The 18,914-nt window shown below is 38.6% G+C and carries 18 protein-coding genes; 9 read left to right on the top strand and 9 right to left on the bottom strand.

Annotated elements, in window-relative coordinates; translation table 11 throughout:
* Positions 1-112 precede the first annotated feature (112 nt).
* The gene (locus P3L40_RS01555; RefSeq protein ID WP_004262553.1) at positions 113-982 is read left to right on the top strand and encodes a phosphoribulokinase; all 870 of its coding nucleotides are present in this window, start codon (positions 113-115) and stop codon (positions 980-982) included.
* 90 nt (positions 983-1,072) lie between these two features.
* On the opposite strand, the gene P3L40_RS01550 is transcribed toward P3L40_RS01555, so the two are convergent.
* Positions 1,073-1,474: an OsmC family protein gene (locus P3L40_RS01550; protein WP_004262554.1), complete on the bottom strand. Its 402-nt coding sequence runs from the start codon at positions 1,472-1,474 to the stop codon at positions 1,073-1,075.
* A 356-nt stretch (positions 1,475-1,830) separates the two neighbouring features.
* Between P3L40_RS01550 and crp the strand changes: the two genes are divergently transcribed.
* The 3 genes from crp (at position 1,831) to P3L40_RS01535 (ending at position 5,048) form a co-directional block, all read left to right on the top strand.
* On the top strand, positions 1,831-2,463 hold the full coding sequence (crp, locus tag P3L40_RS01545) for a cAMP-activated global transcriptional regulator CRP (RefSeq protein WP_004262556.1): 633 nt from the start codon (positions 1,831-1,833) through the stop codon (positions 2,461-2,463).
* Positions 2,464-2,601: 138 nt separating this feature from the next.
* Positions 2,602-3,579 carry a hypothetical protein gene (locus P3L40_RS01540; protein ID WP_196732428.1) on the top strand — a complete coding sequence of 326 codons (978 nt, stop codon included), beginning with the start codon at positions 2,602-2,604 and terminating at the stop codon, positions 3,577-3,579.
* A 167-nt stretch (positions 3,580-3,746) separates the two neighbouring features.
* Positions 3,747-5,048: a hypothetical protein gene (locus P3L40_RS01535; RefSeq protein ID WP_210852422.1), complete on the top strand. Its 1,302-nt coding sequence runs from the start codon at positions 3,747-3,749 to the stop codon at positions 5,046-5,048.
* A gap of 56 nt (positions 5,049-5,104) precedes the next feature.
* Here the strand turns inward: P3L40_RS01535 and P3L40_RS01530 are convergent, their stop codons facing one another.
* The 3 genes from P3L40_RS01530 to ppiA all read right to left on the bottom strand — a co-directional run bounded on the left by P3L40_RS01530 (position 5,105) and on the right by ppiA (position 8,044).
* Entirely contained in the window at positions 5,105-6,334 is a 1,230-nt protein-coding gene (locus P3L40_RS01530) for an aspartate aminotransferase family protein (RefSeq protein ID WP_210852423.1), read from the bottom strand.
* Between the two features lie 129 nt (positions 6,335-6,463).
* Complete coding sequence (locus tag P3L40_RS01525; RefSeq protein ID WP_004265957.1) at positions 6,464-7,039, bottom strand: aminodeoxychorismate synthase component II; 576 nt, start codon at positions 7,037-7,039, stop codon at positions 6,464-6,466.
* Between the two features lie 432 nt (positions 7,040-7,471).
* Positions 7,472-8,044 (bottom strand): peptidylprolyl isomerase A, encoded by a 573-nt coding sequence (gene ppiA / locus P3L40_RS01520; protein WP_004262568.1) that lies wholly within the window; start codon positions 8,042-8,044, stop codon positions 7,472-7,474.
* A gap of 323 nt (positions 8,045-8,367) precedes the next feature.
* Between ppiA and yihA the strand changes: the two genes are divergently transcribed.
* Positions 8,368-8,979, top strand: coding sequence for a ribosome biogenesis GTP-binding protein YihA/YsxC (yihA, locus tag P3L40_RS01515; protein ID WP_036958591.1), 612 nt, complete (start codon positions 8,368-8,370; stop codon positions 8,977-8,979).
* A 526-nt stretch (positions 8,980-9,505) separates the two neighbouring features.
* Here yihA and polA read toward each other — a convergent pair.
* From polA to P3L40_RS01495, 4 genes are all read right to left on the bottom strand, one after another.
* Complete coding sequence (gene polA, locus P3L40_RS01510) at positions 9,506-12,298, bottom strand: DNA polymerase I (RefSeq protein WP_110592665.1); 2,793 nt, start codon at positions 12,296-12,298, stop codon at positions 9,506-9,508.
* A gap of 397 nt (positions 12,299-12,695) precedes the next feature.
* Positions 12,696-13,316 (bottom strand): thiol:disulfide interchange protein DsbA, encoded by a 621-nt coding sequence (gene dsbA, locus P3L40_RS01505; protein WP_004262579.1) that lies wholly within the window; start codon positions 13,314-13,316, stop codon positions 12,696-12,698.
* A 33-nt stretch (positions 13,317-13,349) separates the two neighbouring features.
* Positions 13,350-14,345: a serine/threonine protein kinase gene (locus tag P3L40_RS01500; protein ID WP_247605783.1), complete on the bottom strand. Its 996-nt coding sequence runs from the start codon at positions 14,343-14,345 to the stop codon at positions 13,350-13,352.
* 6 nt (positions 14,346-14,351) lie between these two features.
* Positions 14,352-14,621, bottom strand: a complete 270-nt coding sequence (locus tag P3L40_RS01495) for a YihD family protein (RefSeq protein ID WP_004262581.1) — start codon at positions 14,619-14,621, stop codon at positions 14,352-14,354.
* Between the two features lie 216 nt (positions 14,622-14,837).
* On the opposite strand from P3L40_RS01495, the gene mobA reads away from it, so the two are divergent.
* The 4 genes from mobA to P3L40_RS01475 all read left to right on the top strand — a co-directional run bounded on the left by mobA (position 14,838) and on the right by P3L40_RS01475 (position 17,371).
* On the top strand, positions 14,838-15,431 hold the full coding sequence (mobA, locus tag P3L40_RS01490; RefSeq protein ID WP_004262582.1) for a molybdenum cofactor guanylyltransferase MobA: 594 nt from the start codon (positions 14,838-14,840) through the stop codon (positions 15,429-15,431).
* Positions 15,428-15,946, top strand: a complete 519-nt coding sequence (gene mobB, locus P3L40_RS01485) for a molybdopterin-guanine dinucleotide biosynthesis protein MobB (RefSeq protein WP_136134087.1) — start codon at positions 15,428-15,430, stop codon at positions 15,944-15,946. The genes mobA and mobB overlap by 4 nt, the downstream gene beginning before the upstream one ends.
* A gap of 77 nt (positions 15,947-16,023) precedes the next feature.
* Complete coding sequence (locus tag P3L40_RS01480; RefSeq protein ID WP_004262584.1) at positions 16,024-16,722, top strand: helix-turn-helix transcriptional regulator; 699 nt, start codon at positions 16,024-16,026, stop codon at positions 16,720-16,722.
* A gap of 49 nt (positions 16,723-16,771) precedes the next feature.
* Positions 16,772-17,371, top strand: a complete 600-nt coding sequence (locus P3L40_RS01475; protein ID WP_136134088.1) for a glutathione S-transferase family protein — start codon at positions 16,772-16,774, stop codon at positions 17,369-17,371.
* 57 nt (positions 17,372-17,428) lie between these two features.
* Here P3L40_RS01475 and gorA read toward each other — a convergent pair whose 3' ends face one another.
* Positions 17,429-18,781, bottom strand: coding sequence for a glutathione-disulfide reductase (gene gorA, locus P3L40_RS01470; protein WP_036958623.1), 1,353 nt, complete (start codon positions 18,779-18,781; stop codon positions 17,429-17,431).
* Between the last annotated feature and the right edge of the window lie 133 nt (positions 18,782-18,914).

The raw sequence follows: 18,914 nt of genomic DNA, 5'->3' as shown, positions 1-18,914 counted from the left end.
ACAATCATGTCGTAAAACCATCAAATAAAACTCAAAACCCTAACACCCGTTAATCCGCTTCATGCACTATTGATTAAAATAGTGCTTATAAGCGCAACACAGGGAGTCCACGATGTCCAAAAAGCACCCAATCATTGCTATTACTGGTTCGAGCGGAGCTGGCACAACCTCAACTAGCCAAGCATTTCGTAAAGTTTTTCACCAATTAAATATCCAACCAGCAACATTAGAAGGGGATAGCTTTCATCGCTATACACGCCCTGAAATGGATATGGCTATCCGTAAAGCCAGAGAACAAGGCCGGCACATCAGTTACTTTGGCCCCGAAGCGAATGATTTTGCGTTGCTTGAACAAACCTTAATCGACTATGCAAAAACAGGTTGTGGACAGTCCCGTAAATATCTACATACTTATGATGAAGCGGTACCGTATGGCTTGCAACCTGGGACATTTACCCCTTGGGAGCCACTACCAGACAAAACAGATATTTTATTTTATGAGGGGCTGCATGGTGGCGTTGTCACTCCGGAACATAATGTTGCACAACATGTTGATTTACTTGTAGGTGTTGTCCCTATTGTCAATCTCGAATGGATCCAAAAATTGATCCGCGATACCACAGAGAGAGGGCACTCCCGCGAAGCAGTTATGGACTCTGTTGTACGTTCTATGGGGGACTATATAAATTACATCACGCCACAATTTTCTCGCACCCACATCAATTTTCAACGCGTTCCGACAGTAGACACCTCTAACCCATTTTCGGCTAAAGCTATCCCATCACAAGACGAAAGCTTTATTGTGATCCGCTTTCGTGGGCTAGAGCAAATTGATTTCCCCTATTTGCTGTCAATGATATCTGGCTCTTTTATTTCAGCAATGAATACAATTGTCGTCCCAGGAGGGAAACTCGGTTTAGCAATGGAATTAATTATGGCACCAATAGTCGAAAAACTAATTAATCAAAAGAACAACAATTAAATTATTTTTTGATTAATGAATAAGATGCTTATCATTAATTAAGGTAAGCATCTTTCAATTCAAATATATTAATAAAAATTAAATTTATTTTTAGTTTTTTATTTCAAAACTGTGTGTGACTTCAACGGTTTTCTCTAACATCAATGCAACTGAGCAATATTTCTCAGCAGAAAGTTGGACGGCACGTTCGACTGCTTTTTCCGTTAATTCATTCCCTGTCACAATAAAATGCAAATGGATTTTCACAAAATAACGAGGGGCTTCTTCACGACGTTGTGAGGTTAATTTAACTTCACAATCCGTAATATCGTAGCGGCCCTTTTGCAAAATCGAAACGACATCAATCGCGCTACAACCACCCGCTGCCATTAACACCATTTCCATTGGGCTTGGGGCTTTATCACCCGCATTGCCATCCATCATCACTTGGTGCCCAGATGCTGACTCCCCTAAGAAAGAAAGTCCTTCAACCCACTTTACTCTTGCTTCCATTGTATTTCCCCTTGAAATGAAATCGGTTTAAAGGCTACATTGTTCCATAGATATAAGGAATGTTATATCAACTTTATTTGGCTGAAGCGATACAGGGAAGACTTTCTTTATTGAATATGCTACAAACAATACTTAGTTGATAGGATTAAGATCAAAACTCAACAGTTTAATTGATCATATTATAGTGTTGATATCAATTTGCGTTACCAAGAGCAATCAAAAACGCTGAAGTAATCAGCCCCTTGATTATTTAAAGGTATATAAGGCAAATTAATATGCTAAGCTAGTGACTTTAAAGCCAGCCTTTCTAGTACGTTTTTCCGAATGGCTGCAATAACATACAGAGGATAACGCTAATGGTTCTCGGCAAGCCACAAACAGACCCTACTCTTGAATGGTTTTTGTCACACTGCCATATTCATAAATATCCATCCAAGAGCACTCTTATCCATCAGGGTGAGAAAGCAGAAACCCTTTACTATATCGTTAAAGGTTCGGTGGCTGTTTTAATTAAAGATGAAGAAGGCAAAGAAATGATCCTCTCTTACCTGAATCAGGGGGATTTCATTGGTGAGCTTGGGTTATTTGAAGAAGGGCAAGAACGTACTGCGTGGGTTAGAGCAAAAATAGCCTGCGAAGTTGCTGAAATTTCATATAAAAAATTCCGTCAATTGATTCAGGTTAACCCTGATATTTTAATGCGCCTTTCCGCGCAAATGGCTAGTCGCCTACAAACAACCTCTGAGAAAGTCGGTAACCTCGCATTCTTAGACGTTACAGGCCGTATTGCTCAAACTCTATTAAATTTAGCCAAACAACCTGATGCGATGACACATCCAGACGGTATGCAAATCAAAATTACCCGTCAGGAAATCGGCCAAATCGTGGGTTGTTCCCGTGAAACAGTTGGCCGTATTTTGAAAATGTTAGAAGATCAAAACCTGATCTCTGCACATGGTAAAACCATCGTTGTTTACGGCACACGTTAATTAACCTTTCAGCCTGGCCACCTTTGGCTGGGCTATTATTTATCATCTTAAATTCTAGTAAAATCGCTTCTTTATATTCTTCCTACCGATTGTCCCTATAGAATAATAATTATTATCTTATTAATTAGGGAAATATTTATGGGTATCACACTAAGCGGTTTATCGAATAATCCGACACTATTCAAAAAAATTATTAACTCCGATGATTTCATCAAAAAAATTTTTACGGTCACCTCTTCACAGGGAAAAAAACCACTTGGCGCTGATAACCAGCCAAAACCAACACGTTCCTGTAGTTTAGAGAGTATTGATTCGCCCTATGAGAGCGACTCAGGAGAGGTCTATAGCATTAAATGTTTAAGCAGCCGTGAATTTTACGAAAAAATCAATCAATTGAAAATTAGCCTATACGAGAAATATTCACCTGTTTTCATTACTGAACAAGATACTGACTCGTTAATAAAAGAAAATAGAGTTACGCTTGACCAATACAAACATTTATCTTGCGAAAAGACTGGATATACTAATTTTTTATATCGCGATATTAAGATCTCTGGCATTAATAATCAAAGCCAAAAAGAAAAACGTGAAATTATAAAAAACTTTGCATTACCTAAACCCCTAACTAATAAAAATAGCTCAATGCTCCCTTTAAAAAACTCGTTCATTCAAGAACCTATTCGTCAAATTACGCGACCATCAGAGGGTATTAAATACAAAAAAAACACCAAATTCAATAAACAATTAGTTTATATACATTATAAAACTTGCGAGAAGAATCCCCCTAATCAAAGACTAACGCCTTTGCCAAAAACCACTTTTGAGTTCAATGGAAATATACCGCAAACAAAGTCATCATTACTAAGAGCACAACGAATAAAAGAAAATTATAATTTATCGAGTAAAATTACCACACAGAAAACCAGCCTTAGCAAAGATAACTTAGTAAAAAATAAAATTTTAGTTAATAGTTCTGATTTATTAAAAATAATAGAAAAAGAATACCAATTGACCCAAGAAATGAATAACCATATAAAAATAATCGCTGAAATAGATGCCCAAATGAAGACTAACTCTCAATTACTAGCACTTTACAAGTCACCAATAAGAAAATAAGTAAAATCGACTTATTATTCAATTAATTAAAATATTTGCATTGGCTAGAATAAATCCAAACACAAATATCACACATATGTAAATAAATAATCATAAACATCGATTTATTATATTAATTAACCTAAAAACAACCCAAAATAGCATTAATTGATAATTAAGGATCTCTCATGCACATAGACACCGACGATAGAAATGTAAGCAATCCCATCTTTAAAAAAAACATGGCATTAGAAATAGTGGAAAATTATTTACCCATAATTAAGAAAATACGTAATACTAGATTGAATAATTTCATTCATTTATTTAGTTTTAACAAAAAAAACAAAGTAAATATGAGTTCAACGTTTTACCTAGAGTTAAAAAAAATAGAAACCAAAAAAAATGAGAATAACTCACGATTAAAAATCGAATTAAATCAAAAAAAAATAATATCATTAGAAAATGAACTACTTAAAAAGTCGTTTGAAATATCACCAACAGCAAAAAAAATCAAGGAAAACATTAGCAAGACAATAACCAACGCATCGAAAATAGACAGTCATTATGACGAAGAATTGGTTAATAACAAAATACTAACAGAACAAAATGACCTAATAGATTATTATACATACAGTTTAAATGAATTAAATAAGAATATTTTTTTTACACAAGAATATCAAAAAATAAAAAATGATATTATTGAATTAAAGTCAGATATAAAATATGAGTCAAAAAAAAGAGGCATTGTCTGTATAGAAAAAAAACACTCCTTCTTAAAATCATCATACAATGAAATATTAGACATGCCTGATATAGAAGACAAAAATGAAAATTTAAAATCATTAATTAGTTTACAGCACTCCATTAAAAATTTATTAACTAATGAATTAGATTATATTAAAAGCAAAATTCATAATATAACATTAAATAATTACAACGAAAAAACTTTAATGGCCTATGATGAAGATGGCACCCCTATTTATCATGATGAGAACCATTCATTTGATTTTGATGACGAATTAACTTTTTTAACGAAGCCCGAAACCAATGAAATGGAAGATTCGTCATTAGTTAAAGCACTAAGACTCGAAAATAGAGAATTAAAAAACTCGTTAGAGGAGTTAAGTAATAACTATTTCACTCTGCTTGATAAATTCCATCATAGGTCACACGAATACATTCTAAATACAATAACTCTTATTGACGTACCTCTAGATGATTTATCTACAAATGAAGAAACTATCGTCAAGCAGCCAAGTGAAATTAAACAAAAAACAATAGATAGTAAAGAGAACGTCACGGCAAAAAATACACAGAACAATCGTAGTTTAATGCAGAAAAAAACAGTTATGAATTATTCACATTCCCATAACAGTCAATGTCTGGCTGCTGGCATCACCATATCCAGCACACCAGAACAATTGCAACAAAAACAAATAGAATTAAAAGCGAAAAATACAATAAAAATATCTGGCCGAAATAGAACGTAATATTAACGATACAAGTTGCAGAGACAGAAATGTCTCTGCAACTTTTCAATAAACCACTAATTCAATAACTTACCAATCGCCGTTTCTAATTTCGCCATCCCACTATTAATTTCTTCCTCAGAAATAATCAGTGAAGGCGTAAAACGTAAAACATTCGTGCCAGCATTGAGCATCATCAGGCCTTCTACTGCACTAGCTTGCAGGATATCTTTCGAACGATTCAATAGTTTGCCGTCTAATTCAGCGCCAATTAATAACCCCATTCCTCTGATCTCAGAAAAAATGTGATATTTATCATTCAGTTTATTTAAATGAGCGACAAATAATTCACGACGCTTTTCGACACCATTTAATACTTCCTCAGTATTAATAATATCAAACGCCGCATTACCTACTGCGCACGCTAAGGGATTGCCACCATAGGTGGTGCCGTGCGAGCCCACTTCCATGGTTTTTGCCACTTCTTCAGTGGTGATCATTGCACTAATAGGGAAACCGCCACCCAATGCTTTTGCTGTGGTTAGAATATCGGGAGTGACATTGTAGTGCATATAAGAGAATAATTTACCTGTACGCCCCATACCGCTTTGTACTTCATCAAAAATCAACAATGCATTATTTTCATCACACAGCTTACGAACTCCTTGCAGAAATTCTGCTGTTGCTGCGGTTACACCACCTTCTCCTTGCACCGGTTCGAGGACAACTGCACAGGTATTTTCATCAATCACCGCTTTGACTGCATCAAGATCATTAAAAGGCACATGAATAATATCCGCAGGCTTTGGCCCAAAACCATCTGCATATTTCGCTTGCCCGCCCACCGAAACGGTAAATAATGTGCGCCCATGGAAGGCTTGTTTGAAAGCAATAATCTTCGTTTTATATGGGTTATATTTAGTGATAGCGTAGCGACGCGCTAATTTAAACGCGGCTTCGTTAGCTTCTGAGCCTGAATTCACAAAAAACGCACGGTCAGCAAATGTCGCATTCGTAAGTTTTTGTGCTAACTTCAACGCCTGCTCGTTGGTGAAAATATTACTGACATGCCATAGCTTTTCGCTTTGTTCACGCACCGCAGCCACCAAACTAGGGTGGCAATGCCCCAAAGCAAGAACAGCGATCCCACCAGCAAAATCAATATATTCTTTACCTTGCTGATCCCAGACACGGCTACCTTCACCTTTAACTGGAATAAATTCCGCCGGCGAAAAAATAGGTAACATAACTTGATCGAAAGTCTGCCGATTAACTGCGTGTTGTTCTGCTGCGTATTGTTCTGACATACCCCTCACCTGCTCTTATTTAATGCGATAATGAAAATATAATCATTAAATATGAATAAAAAATCAAAAAAGAGCAATAGCAAAGGGCATAATATGCATAATTAATTTATTCTGAACCAGATTTATAAATTAATATTTTAGAAAATTATTTAGTAATTCATGGCCTTGCTCACTCAGAATGCTTTCAGGATGGAACTGAACGCCTTCTATAGGCAAGGTTTTGTGCCGTATTCCCATGATTTCATCAACATCACCATTATTCAGTGACCATGCTGATACATCAAAAGAAACAGGGAGTGTCTCTGCCGCAATTACCAGAGAGTGGTAACGTGTCACCGTCAAGGGCCGGTTCAAGCCTTTGAATACCCCTTGATGATTATGGTGAATAGCAGAGGTTTTACCGTGCATAACTTCTCGTGCTTTAACAACTGATGCACCAAAAGCTTGCCCAATGGCTTGATGCCCTAAGCAAATACCTAAAATGGGAAGCTTACCTGCAAAATATTTTATCGCCTCAAGGGAGATGCCAGCCTCATCCGGTGTACATGGCCCAGGTGAAATCACAAGATGTGTAGGCGAAAGCTGTTCAATTTCTTCGATGGTAATTTCATCATTACGTTTTACAACAACTTCAGCCCCTAACTCACAAAAGTATTGGTATAAGTTGTAAGTAAATGAATCGTAATTATCAATAAGTAGAAGCATATTAGCCTATCCGACTGATTTTTATCATTATGTATTATTTCTTATGCATATTTTTATTGTGTTGGCAATCAGAACGGTGATTAAAACACCATAAAAATAATAAGGGCGGCTATCATAGCACAGCCAAAGCAGGAAAATAGCCTATTTAAGTCAATGATTATTTTTTCTCAGAGAAAATTTCCATATAAAAATCATGGAATTATATTTACATCCCTATAACAAACTCACATTTTGATTGAGAATTACTTTAAATACAATGAAATAAAAGGCGATTAAAACATAATAAGCACTGACACATTTTAACTAACATAGTGAATAAAGAGAAACTCAAAGGGGAAGGAAAAGCGGATTTTAAAAAAAAGTGGGCACGTTAAAACAACCTACCCACTGTATTCGACACGATAGTTTTTAATTACTACTGTTTTTTAATCACTAAGGCTTTTTAATCACTTCAGCAGAAATGATTGTAATTGGCTCTACAGGAACATTTTGATATGGCCCTACATTTTCCGTTTTTACTTTAGAGATTTTATCTGCAACATCCATCCCTTTCACCACTTTACCAAATACGGCGTAACCGAAGTCACGTTGTCCGTGGTCTAAGAACGCGTTATCAGCAACATTAATAAAGAATTGGCTCGTTGCGCTGTCTTTATTTGCAGTACGTGCCATAGAGATAGTACCGCGCAAATTACGTAAGCCATTATCTGCTTCATTTTTGATTGGGGCACGGGTTTGCTTTTGCTGTAAATCTTTATTAAAGCCACCGCCTTGGATCATAAAACCTGGAATAACACGGTGGAAAGTAGTTCCGTTGTAATAACCTTCATTAACATACTGAACGAAATTTTCTGTCGTAACAGGGGCTTTTTTACTATTCAGTTCTAATTCGATATCACCCGCCGACGTGACTAGCTTGACATAAGTCTCACCCGCAGATAAAGCAAGAGAAGATGCGCTCATTGCGCAGACGGCCAAAAGTGGCACAAAAATTCGTTTTAACATGTAAGGTCCCTTTCGTTATAGCTCATTACAACTGCAATCAAGCAATTCTAGAGTGAAGCTAACAAGAATGCTGAAGATTTACCTATATTTACGCCCAAAAACAAAAGTGCATCAAATGCGTTAAATTCTAGACCACTTTCAGCAAAAGGCGTCATGAATAATGGCTATTTTTCTATTATTACAATTGCGCGGCTTACAACACAGGAAAAATATTACCTGATTCCAAGAGAAAAGCGGTTGAGAGGAGATTTCGAGTTGTCGGAAAGCGCTAAGCAAAGCTATAATCCCCAAGCCTTTTGAGGCTAACTCAGGGAGAACGACAAATGGCAATTAAAAATCATAACTACCAGATGGCAAAGTTTGTCATCAGTGCACCCGATATCCGTCATCTACCTAAAGATACTGGAATTGAGGTGGCTTTTGCTGGCCGCTCTAATGCGGGGAAATCCAGTGCGTTAAACGCATTAACACAGCAAAAAAGCTTAGCACGTACCAGTAAAACACCAGGAAGAACTCAGCTAATCAACCTATTTGAAGTTGAGGAAGGCGTTCGCCTTGTTGACCTTCCAGGCTATGGTTATGCCGAAGTTCCTGAAGAAATGAAACGTAAATGGCAACAAGCACTCGGGGAATATCTCCAAAAAAGAGAATGCATTAAGGGGCTGGTTGTCTTAATGGATATCCGTCATCCATTAAAAGACCTCGATATGCAAATGATTGAATGGTCTGTTGCGATGAATGTACCCGTTTTAGTTTTACTCACAAAAGCAGACAAACTGGCCTCTGGAGCAAGAAAAAAACAACTTATGGAAGTTCGCCAAGCATTGGCTCCACTTGAAGGGGATATTGAAGTCGAATACTTTTCAGCACTGAAAAAGATTGGTATCGATAAACTCCGCATTAAGCTAGATAGTTGGTATAACACACCGGCTTAATTTCTTTTGTTGTGAGTCAGAAATGGCTCATAACACCCTTACGTATTCTAATCCACTGAATTTTAGATAAAAAAATGCTCCAGTCAAAAAACTTGACTGGAGCAGCTAATATTCAGCTAAATCCGATTACGTGAAGTAAAAGGTCTGAAAGATAGAACATCTTACCTCTGTACCCTACGCCTATTAATGTACTTTATTTTTCGCTCGAAAAAAAGCCTTTTTGTAATTTTTTTTCAAAGCTTTCTACGATTCAGCACAGAAATATGAATAAAATAAGCTAAAAAACGGATTTTAATTACATATTTATGAGATGTATGTCGCATAAAAATGTTAACCATTTTCTTGACTGTCATCACAAAAATAATTGATTTATTGCAGAGTTATATTGAATTTCTAGTTAATAATTTCAAATGCATAATTATCTGTTATACCTTCGCTTAAACGTAAAAAACCCCCAGTAATTGGTTATCCAACTCTTGGGGGTCTCTTCATAATGGAGGTTCTATATATTCAATATGATTAAAAATTAGTGGGCTTCATCCCAGTTGTCACCAATTCCCACATCCACTTTTAATGGCACATCCAGTTTCATGCTTTGTTCCATTAATGACTGGACCTGAGCTTGAACACGCTCTAATTCAGACTCTTTGACCTCAAAGACCAGCTCATCGTGAACTTGCATTAGCATATCTGCATGCGGTTTTTCAGTTTGCAACCAATTATCAACGGCAATCATGGCTTTTTTAATGATGTCCGCTGCGGTTCCTTGCATTGGGGCGTTGATCGCTTCGCGTTCTGCCGCTTTACGGCGCATTCCATTACTCGACTTAATATCCGCTAAATATAAGCGACGGCCTTCAAGTGTTTCAACATAACCTTGTTCAGAAGCTTGTAAGCGTGTGTTTTCCATATAACGCAATACACCAGGGTAGCGTTCAAAGTAGAGATCCATATAGCGCTGAGCTTCACCACGAGGGATCCCTAATTGACGTGCTAAACCAAATGCACTCATGCCATAGATAAGCCCGAAGTTAATCGCCTTGGCACTACGGCGTTGGTCACTGGTGACTTGTTCCAGTGGTACACCAAAGACTTCAGCGGCTGTCGCTTTATGGATATCTTTCCCTTCCGCAAACGCAGTTAATAGGCCTTTATCTTGAGATAAATGCGCCATAATACGTAATTCAATTTGTGAATAGTCCGCTGCCATCACTTTGTAGCCTTCACGCGCGATAAAGGCTTGGCGGATCCGGCGACCTTCTTCAGTTCTAACTGGAATATTTTGTAGGTTAGGATCTCGAGAAGATAAACGCCCCGTTGCTGTGACTGCTTGGTGGTAAGAAGTATGAACACGCTGAGTACGCGGGTTAATCATGAGTGGCAGTTTATCCGTATACGTGGATTTTAATTTGGCTAAACTACGGTGCTCAAGCAACAATTTTGGCAATGCATGGTTTAGCGCTAATTCTTCAAGCACTTCCTCATTCGTCGATGCTGCCCCACTTGGCGTTTTCTTTATCACTGGCAACTGCAATTTTTCGAATAAAATCGTTTGTAATTGTTTTGGTGAAGCGAGGTTAAACTCCTCCCCCGCAAGCTCAAAAGCTTCCTTTTCCAGTTCAGCTAAACGAGCGGTAATCACTTTTGACTGCGCAGCAAGCACGTTAGCATCAATTAGAACACCTTTACGCTCCATTCGGACTAACACAGGCACAAGTGGCATTTCAATATTCTGGAAAATGTGATTAAGCTTAGGTTCAGCCTCTAATTGTGGATATAACGCTTGATGCAGTAATAGCGTGACATCTGCATCTTCCGCCGCATAATTAGCGGCTTCTTCTAAAGCAATTTGGTTAAATGTCAGCTGCTTTTTACCTTTACCTGCGATTTCTTCAAAGCTCACGGTTTTATGGTTCAAATGGCGATCGGCCAAGCTGTCCATATCATGGCGTCCCATCCCCGCAACACTGTTTAACACATACGATTCCAGCATGGTGTCATAACCGATACCTTTTAATTCGATGTCATAATTTTCAAGAACTTCTGCATCATACTTCAAGTTTTGGCCAATTTTGAGGATGTTTTCACTCTCAAGGATAGGCTTCATAAGTTCCAAAACCTCTTCCAGAGGAAGCTGTACTGGCGCATCAAGGTAATCGTGACCTAATGGTAAATAAGCGGCATGCCCCGGCTCAATTGCAAATGACATTCCCACTAAACGAGCTTCTTGGGTATCTAAACTATCGGTTTCAGTATCAAAAGCAAATAATGATGCTTTGCTTAATTTTTCAACCCAGCGCTCTAAATCGGCTTTTTCTAGAATCGTTTGGTAATTTTCGGCACACAATGTTGGCACAGTTGGGTTTGATGGCTTCACAGGTGACGCTGCTGGTGTTGGGCTAGGTTTCGCACTTGAGCCTTTCCCCTCCATCCAAGTCCCATTTTCAACATCGGCTAACCAACGTTTAAATTCATAACGGCTGAATAATTTATGCAGTTTATCCACATCTGGCTGAGCAACTTGTAGCTCTTCACATGTTTTTTCCAGCTCAACATCCGTTTTAATCGTCGCTAATTGGTATGATAAAAAAGCAACATCACGGTTTTCCGCCATTTTAGGGGCTAACGTTTTAGAACCTCTAAAACCTAATGGGGCAATAGCTTCAAGGTCATTATAAATTGCTTCTAAACTACCAATTCCTTGCAGTAAAGCGAGTGCTGTTTTTTCACCAACGCCAGGCACCCCAGGAATATTATCTGACGAATCCCCCATTAATGCTAAAAAATCAATGATGAGTTCAGGGGGAACACCGTATTTTTCTTTGACTTCATCAGGCCCTAGAATAGTGTTATTCATGGTATTGATGAGCGTAATGTTAGGCTCAACTAATTGCGCCATATCTTTATCGCCCGTACTAATTAGCACTGGCATACCTTTTCGGCTTGCTTCACAGGCTAATGTCCCGATGACGTCATCGGCTTCCACTCCTGAAACCACCAGTAAAGGCAAGCCCATCGCTTCCACCATTTCATGTAATGGAGCAATTTGAGCGCGTAAATCATCAGGCATTGGTGGGCGATGAGACTTATAGCTCTCAAACAATTCATCACGAAATGTTTTTCCCTTCGCATCAAAGACAACCGCTACATGGCTAGGTTTATACTGCATAATTAAACTACGTAGCATATTAAGCACGCCATACATTGCCCCTGTAGGCTCACCAGCACTATTGGTCAGTGGAGGGAATGCATGGTAAGCACGGTATAGGTAAGAGGAACCATCAACCAAAATAAGAGGGTTTTCTGCAATCTGAGCCATAATCTGTCATCATCTTTTTAGTCAGGAACGAATACCAATAGGATGCCATAATGTGGCCTCAGATACATCCCAAGTTTTATATTCCGCTTAGTTAGATAATTAAAAACACACCAAATCATCCACTATTATAAGTACACCATTAATTACAGTTAGTTGAAATTAATCACGCCGATTAACTAAGTATCTGATTGACATCCTGTGGATAAGCTTGTGTGTAAATTTGTGTTACTCAGTAAATTCAACAAGTAATATGGCTGTTAACAATATAAACAGAAAAGTAAAATCAAAGAGTTAGCGCATAATTGAATGGGTTTAATACAGGTGAGAGAAAGTCTTTGAATTGTGGATATTAATAGAAAAAAGAGACGATGGCGAGTATACCACCGTCTATTTGCGATTATTTTTTATTTACTAAGAAGTTCACAACATTAGAGAACTCTTTGCCGTAGTCCGCTGCGTTATCAACTGAGATGCCGTTATTACGAACTTGGTATTTACCATCAACAAATAATGCAGGAACACCGCGTAGTTTTAAGTCTTGCGCTGCATTTTGCTGTTTCGCAACGATAGATTTCACAACGAAGCTGTTTAAAGCTGCATCATACTCTTCACCAGAAATACCTGCTTTGATAAAGGCATTACGGATATCTGCTTTGCTGTTGATAGTTTGCGTTTTTTGGATACCTTCAAACAGGATAGGTGTGACTTTGTCTTCTGCTTTCAAGACAATCGCAACGGCCCAAGCTTGAGTTAAATCGGCACCTAAAGGACCAAGAAAATCAACGTGATAACGCTCCATTTTCACGCCTTCTGGTAAGTTTTTCTCTACCGTTTGAGGCACTTTATACACGCTCTCAAATTGATAGCAGTGTGGGCAATAAAATGAGAAGAACTCCAAAACTTGAGGTAAATTTGGTACAGCTTTAACATCAGTATACTCTTTACCTTCCGTGTAGTTTGCCGCTGCAGCACTAAAAGACATGGCAATACCAAGCAAAGCCAACATAATTTTTTTCATAGACTACATTCTCCAAAAACAAAAACTTAAAAGTTAAAACTGAGGGGTTAACTGCAAAGGGGCGTCTTGCAACCGTTCAATCTGTTGATTAAATTCGAGCGATTGTTTTTGCCAAAAATCATCAGCTTGTAGCCATGAAAATGCTCGAGGAAACGCAGGGTCTTGCCAGCGGCGGATAATCCACCCGAGGTAATGTACCATACGCATTGCTCTAAGAGGTTCAATCAGCTTCAGCTGTTTTACATCAAAATCACAAAACTCATTATACGTTTCTAATAACGTATCCAATTGAATGGCTTGTTCTTGGCGAGAGCCATTAAGTAGCATCCAAAGGTCTTGGATTGCAGGCCCATTTCGGGCGTCATCAAAATCCACCAGCCAAGCTTCATCGCGCCACAGAATATTGCCTGGGTGGCAATCACCTTGTAGGCGAATAGATGAAATTGAGTCAGTCCAGTGTAATTTTACTTGTGCAATCAATGCATCTAAAGACTCTATAAATTGAGATTTATAGCGTTCTGCAATCAAAGGGCTTGAGTCTATCACTTGGCGAGGCTGTGCCAAATACTCATCAAGACCCATTGTCGGACGAAATGCAAAGTTTTTACGCTGGCCAATTTGGTGTATACGTCCTAGCAAATGGCCTACACTTTCTAATTGAAACAAGTTATCTGTTTCATATTGTCTGCCACCGATACTCGGAAAAATTGCAAATATAAACCCACCAAACTCCAATACCGTTTGCCCAGCAAACTCAAGAGGCGCTGCGACAGACAGCCCTTCATCTCGAAGCTCTAAAGTGAAATCGTGCTCTTCTTGAATTTGTGAACGGTTCCAACGCTCAGGGCGATAAAATTTAACCACATAGCGTTGCCGATTTTCGTCTTGGAATTGATAAACCCGATTTTCGTAGCTATTTAATTCAAGCAGACCTGATTCGGGGTAAACCCCGACTTCCATTAAGGCGTCTAAAATTAAGTCAGGGGAGATTCCACTAAAATGGAAATTCGAATGTTCTATTTCGTCCATCGCGTTTTAGTCTTTAATAATGCCACGGGCACGCAAAATAGCGGTTTTAAAGTCATCTTCATAATCTTTTTTTAAACCCGGGATCGCTTCATTGCTATCCGAACCACGCATTTTTAAATGATAAATTAGCACATCATCTGTTAACTCAGATAAACTGCCTTTAAAACCTGCTTCATCAGCCAGTTTTTGCAATAATTCTACCAAGTTTAAATCTGAATTATCTTTCCAGACAGGATGCAGAAGCTCAATAACTTCATTTAAGCGATGGCATTTCATGTTTATTCCTTTATCACGAATATTCGATACAAGTTACCAATAATCATACAAGAGAAAAAGCGAACTGTTGTCAATCTACGTAAAGTTTAACTGCAATACGCACGAATATTCATTGATTTTATAGCAAAATAGAATAAATTTTAGTAATTACTATACTCGAAAGTGTTTTCTAGGAATGTTGAAACATTTTCTTGAAGATATTCAAGGATATTGAACATGTCATTTCGTCAGTTAATAACTGGTGTGATACTTGCTGGTGGCCGAGGCTCTCGAATGGGTGGTCAAGATAAGGGATTGGTACTTTTATCGGGAAAGCCGCTCTATCAACATATTTTAGCACGCTTGCAACCCCAAGTTGGCGAAGTACTCATCAATGCAAATCGTAATCAACCGCGTTACAGTGAAAGCCAATTGACGGTTATCTCTGATTTAAATAACCATTTTTCTGGCCCATTAGCAGGAATGCAAGCGGCTTTACACCATGTCAAAACAGATTGGTTACTGTTTGTGCCTTGCGATGTTCCTGCTTTCCCTCTCAATTTAGCGGAAAAAATGTTCAATGAGAAAGAAAAACATTTAGCCTGCTACGCTTGTGATACAGAACGAGAGCACCCTACGTTTGCTTTATTGCATCGCTCACTAAAAGCTCAACTTGATGATTACCTTGCAAGAGGTGACCGTAAATTAATGCTCTTTATGCATGAAATTAATGCAAAAGGTGTTATTTTCTCACCCGAATCGGGTTCATTTGCGAATCTTAATACACTGGAAGATAGCCGTAACTGGGAGTTACAACAAAAAGAATTATGAAGCAAAATACTCTACCCCTACTTGGAATTACCGCTTATAGCGGCACAGGAAAAACGACTTTATTAAAAAAAGTTATCCCTCTGCTTAAGCTGCGTAACGTTCGTGTTGGTTTAATTAAGCACACTCACCATGACATGGAAGTGGATAAACCGGGCAAAGACAGTTTTGAATTACGTAAAGCAGGCGCAAACCAAACGCTTGTTGCCAGTGAAAAGCGCTGGGCGCTGATGACCGAAACCCCCGAAGCTAATGAAATGGATCTACGTTACCTAGCTAGCCGTTTCGATCCCGCTTCATTAGATCTGATTTTAGTTGAGGGCTTTAAGCACGAAACGATCGATAAAATCGCATTATTTCGCTCTGAAGTGGGCAAACCTCTCAACGGTTTGATAGATAACTATGTGGTGGCTGTTGCCAGTAATGAAATCATTGATACTCACGTGCCGCAGTTAGATATCAATAACCCAGAGCAAATCGCAGATTACATTGTGTCTTGGTGGCAAAAAAGCAAGTAACTCTCTGATACTGCGTCTATCTTTTGGACCAAATAGATGCAATTCAGATATTCATTCACAATAACCTAAAATTACTTATGACTCGTACTCAACGTTTACTCACCCTATTGCAGATACTCAAAGAAAATCGCTATCCTATTACGGCTGAAGCACTTTCATCACAACTTCAAGTCAGCGTGCGTTCTATCTATCGAGATATTGAATCCCTGCGTGATCAAGGTGCTGAAATTATCGGGGAAGCGGGTATTGGTTACCAATTAAAAACGGGACTATTACTACCGCCTTTAGCTTTCGATGAAAATGAACTTGAAGCCTTAATATTAGGTTTACGTTGGGTAAAAAGTAACGCAGACACTGAACTAAAAAACTCAGCAATACGGGCGATAAGCAAAATTAATGCTGTAGTTGCAGGTCATTCACAGAAAATCCTAAATCAAAATACCTTATTTGCCCCCACCACACATTTCTATGAAATTAATGACGTCATTGTTAAAGACTTACGTTTAAGTTTACGAGAAGAATGCAAAGCCAAAATGACTTACCTTGATGGGCAAAATCAACCTAGTGAACGAATTATTTGGCCAATTGCCATTGGTTATATGAAAGACTCCCAAGTATTAGCCGCTTGGTGTGAATTACGTGAAAGTTACCGCCATTTTCGTTTAGACCGCATTCAGTCTTATCATGCACTTTCAGATAAACTACCTTACCCCAAAAATTACCTACTAGAGCGCTGGCAAAAAGAAGTCTTGTGCGTCTCTCCTGACAATTTCTGACACTCCACTCCCTTATAGTAAGCACTCAACTTCATATAAGGAAATCACCATGAGCGAACTGGTTCTTTTTACTAATTCAATGTCACGTGGCAACACGGTCGACCTACTATTAAAAATTTTAGATGTTCCTTACAAGCGTATTGAATTAGGTTATGGTGCAGATATGCACACCGCTGAATATCTTGCAATTAACCCTATGGCAAAAGTCCCTGCGCTTGTTGATGGAGATGCTGTTGTCACTGAAACTGCTGCAATTTGTTTGTATTTAGCAGATAAATTTATTGAAAAAGGTTTAGCGCCAGCCCTGAATGACCCTAAACGTGCAGATTACTACCGTTGGTTCCTATTTACTGCAGGTCCAATTGAATCTGCCTTCACTATCAATAACTTAGGGATTCAATTAGATGAAGAACAGCAAAAATCTTCTGGCTTTGGTTCTGTCGAACGCACAATGGCCTGTTTAGAAATCGGTTTAAACAATGCTAAACCGTTTATTTGTGGTGAGCAATTTACTGCTGTCGATGTGTATGTCGGTGCATTTGTGATGTTTTTAGTCAAATACCAAATCATGGAAACCACCCCTGCGATGCAAAAATACCTTGATAGCTTAGCGACTATTCCTGCGATTGCAGAACTGTTGACAAAATAATGCCCAAAAAAAAGCTAAGCTCAAATGAACTTAGCTTTTAATTTAAATAACCAATACTTAACGCATGGTCACAAATTCTTCTGCCGCTGTTGGGTGAATGGCCACCGTATTATCAAAGTCTTTTTTGGTTGCACCCATTTTTAATGCAACCGCAAAGCCTTGTAAGATTTCATCCATACCAAAACCGATACCATGAATACCCACGATTTTTTCTTCTTCACCCACACAGACCAATTTCATACGGCAAGGCTGACGATGCGAAGTGACGGCGGTATACATGGCTGTGAAAGATGACTTATAGCATTTAACTTTATCAGCACCATATTTTTCAATCGCTTCTGGCTCAGTTAAACCAACTGTACCAATTGGTGGGTGAGAGAACACCACCGTTGGGATATTACTGTAATCTAAGTGCTCATCCGGTTTATTATTAAATAAACGTTCAGATAAACGACGACCCGCAGCAACCGCAACAGGGGTTAACTCAACGGCGCCAGTATTATCACCAACTGCATAGACACCCGGTACATTGGTATTTTGGTATTTATCAACCTTGATATAACCTTTTTCATTCAGTGCGACGCCTGTGGCTTCAATATTCAGGTTATCTGTCATTGGTTCACGACCAATAGCCCAAATTAATGCATCGACGGTTTGTTCTTGGCCATTTTCCAATTTTAATGTCAGTGAACCATCTGCATTTTTCACGACTTCTTTTGGAATTGATTCCGTATGCAGTTTAGGGCCTTCCGTATTCATGACTTCCACTAATGTTTCGACAATCAGTGGGTCAAATGAACGTAACGGGGCATGTTTACGCACAAATAAATGCGCCTCTGCGCCTAAACCATTTAATACACCAGCAAGTTCAACGGCAATATAACCGGCACCCACAACCGCAACACGTTTTGGCAATGCTTCAAGTTCAAAGAAGCCATCAGAAGTCATGCCATATTCTGCACCTGGGATAGCAGGGATCACTGGACGCCCGCCAGTTGCAATCAAAATATGGTCTGCCGTGTAGGTTTCACCATTTACCTCAACAGTATGGGCATCAATAAAACGTGCAAAACCATTGATGACATCAACTTTATTATTCCCTAAGACACGGTCATAAGACTGGTGAATTCGGTCAATATAAGCAGTACGACTATCAATAAGTGTTTTCCAATCAAAACGATTAATTGTCGCATCAAAACCATAATCAGGACCATAATTGCGAATAGCTTCCGAGATTTGTGCCGCATGCCACATCACCTTTTTCGGTACGCAGCCCACGTTAACACAAGTCCCACCTAATGCTTTCGCCTCAATTAAGGCACATTTTTGCCCATACATTGCTGCACGGTTCATCGACGCAATACCACCGCTTCCGCCACCAATTGCGATATAGTCGTAATGTTTGCTCATAATTTGGTTATTCCCATTGATTGAATGATTTATGAATGCATTTTCTCGCATCATACTATTGATTGTCATGGCATAAATAGCGCTTTACGATAGATAACACCTGTTAATTTAATCGGTATTACCTATCAAAAAT

It is taken from the genome of Providencia sp. PROV040, assembly GCF_032706145.1.
In the GTDB taxonomy this organism is placed as follows: domain Bacteria; phylum Pseudomonadota; class Gammaproteobacteria; order Enterobacterales; family Enterobacteriaceae; genus Providencia; species Providencia hangzhouensis.
Note: the sequence above shows the minus strand (reverse complement) of the source record. Positions and strands in the feature narration are given on the sequence as shown.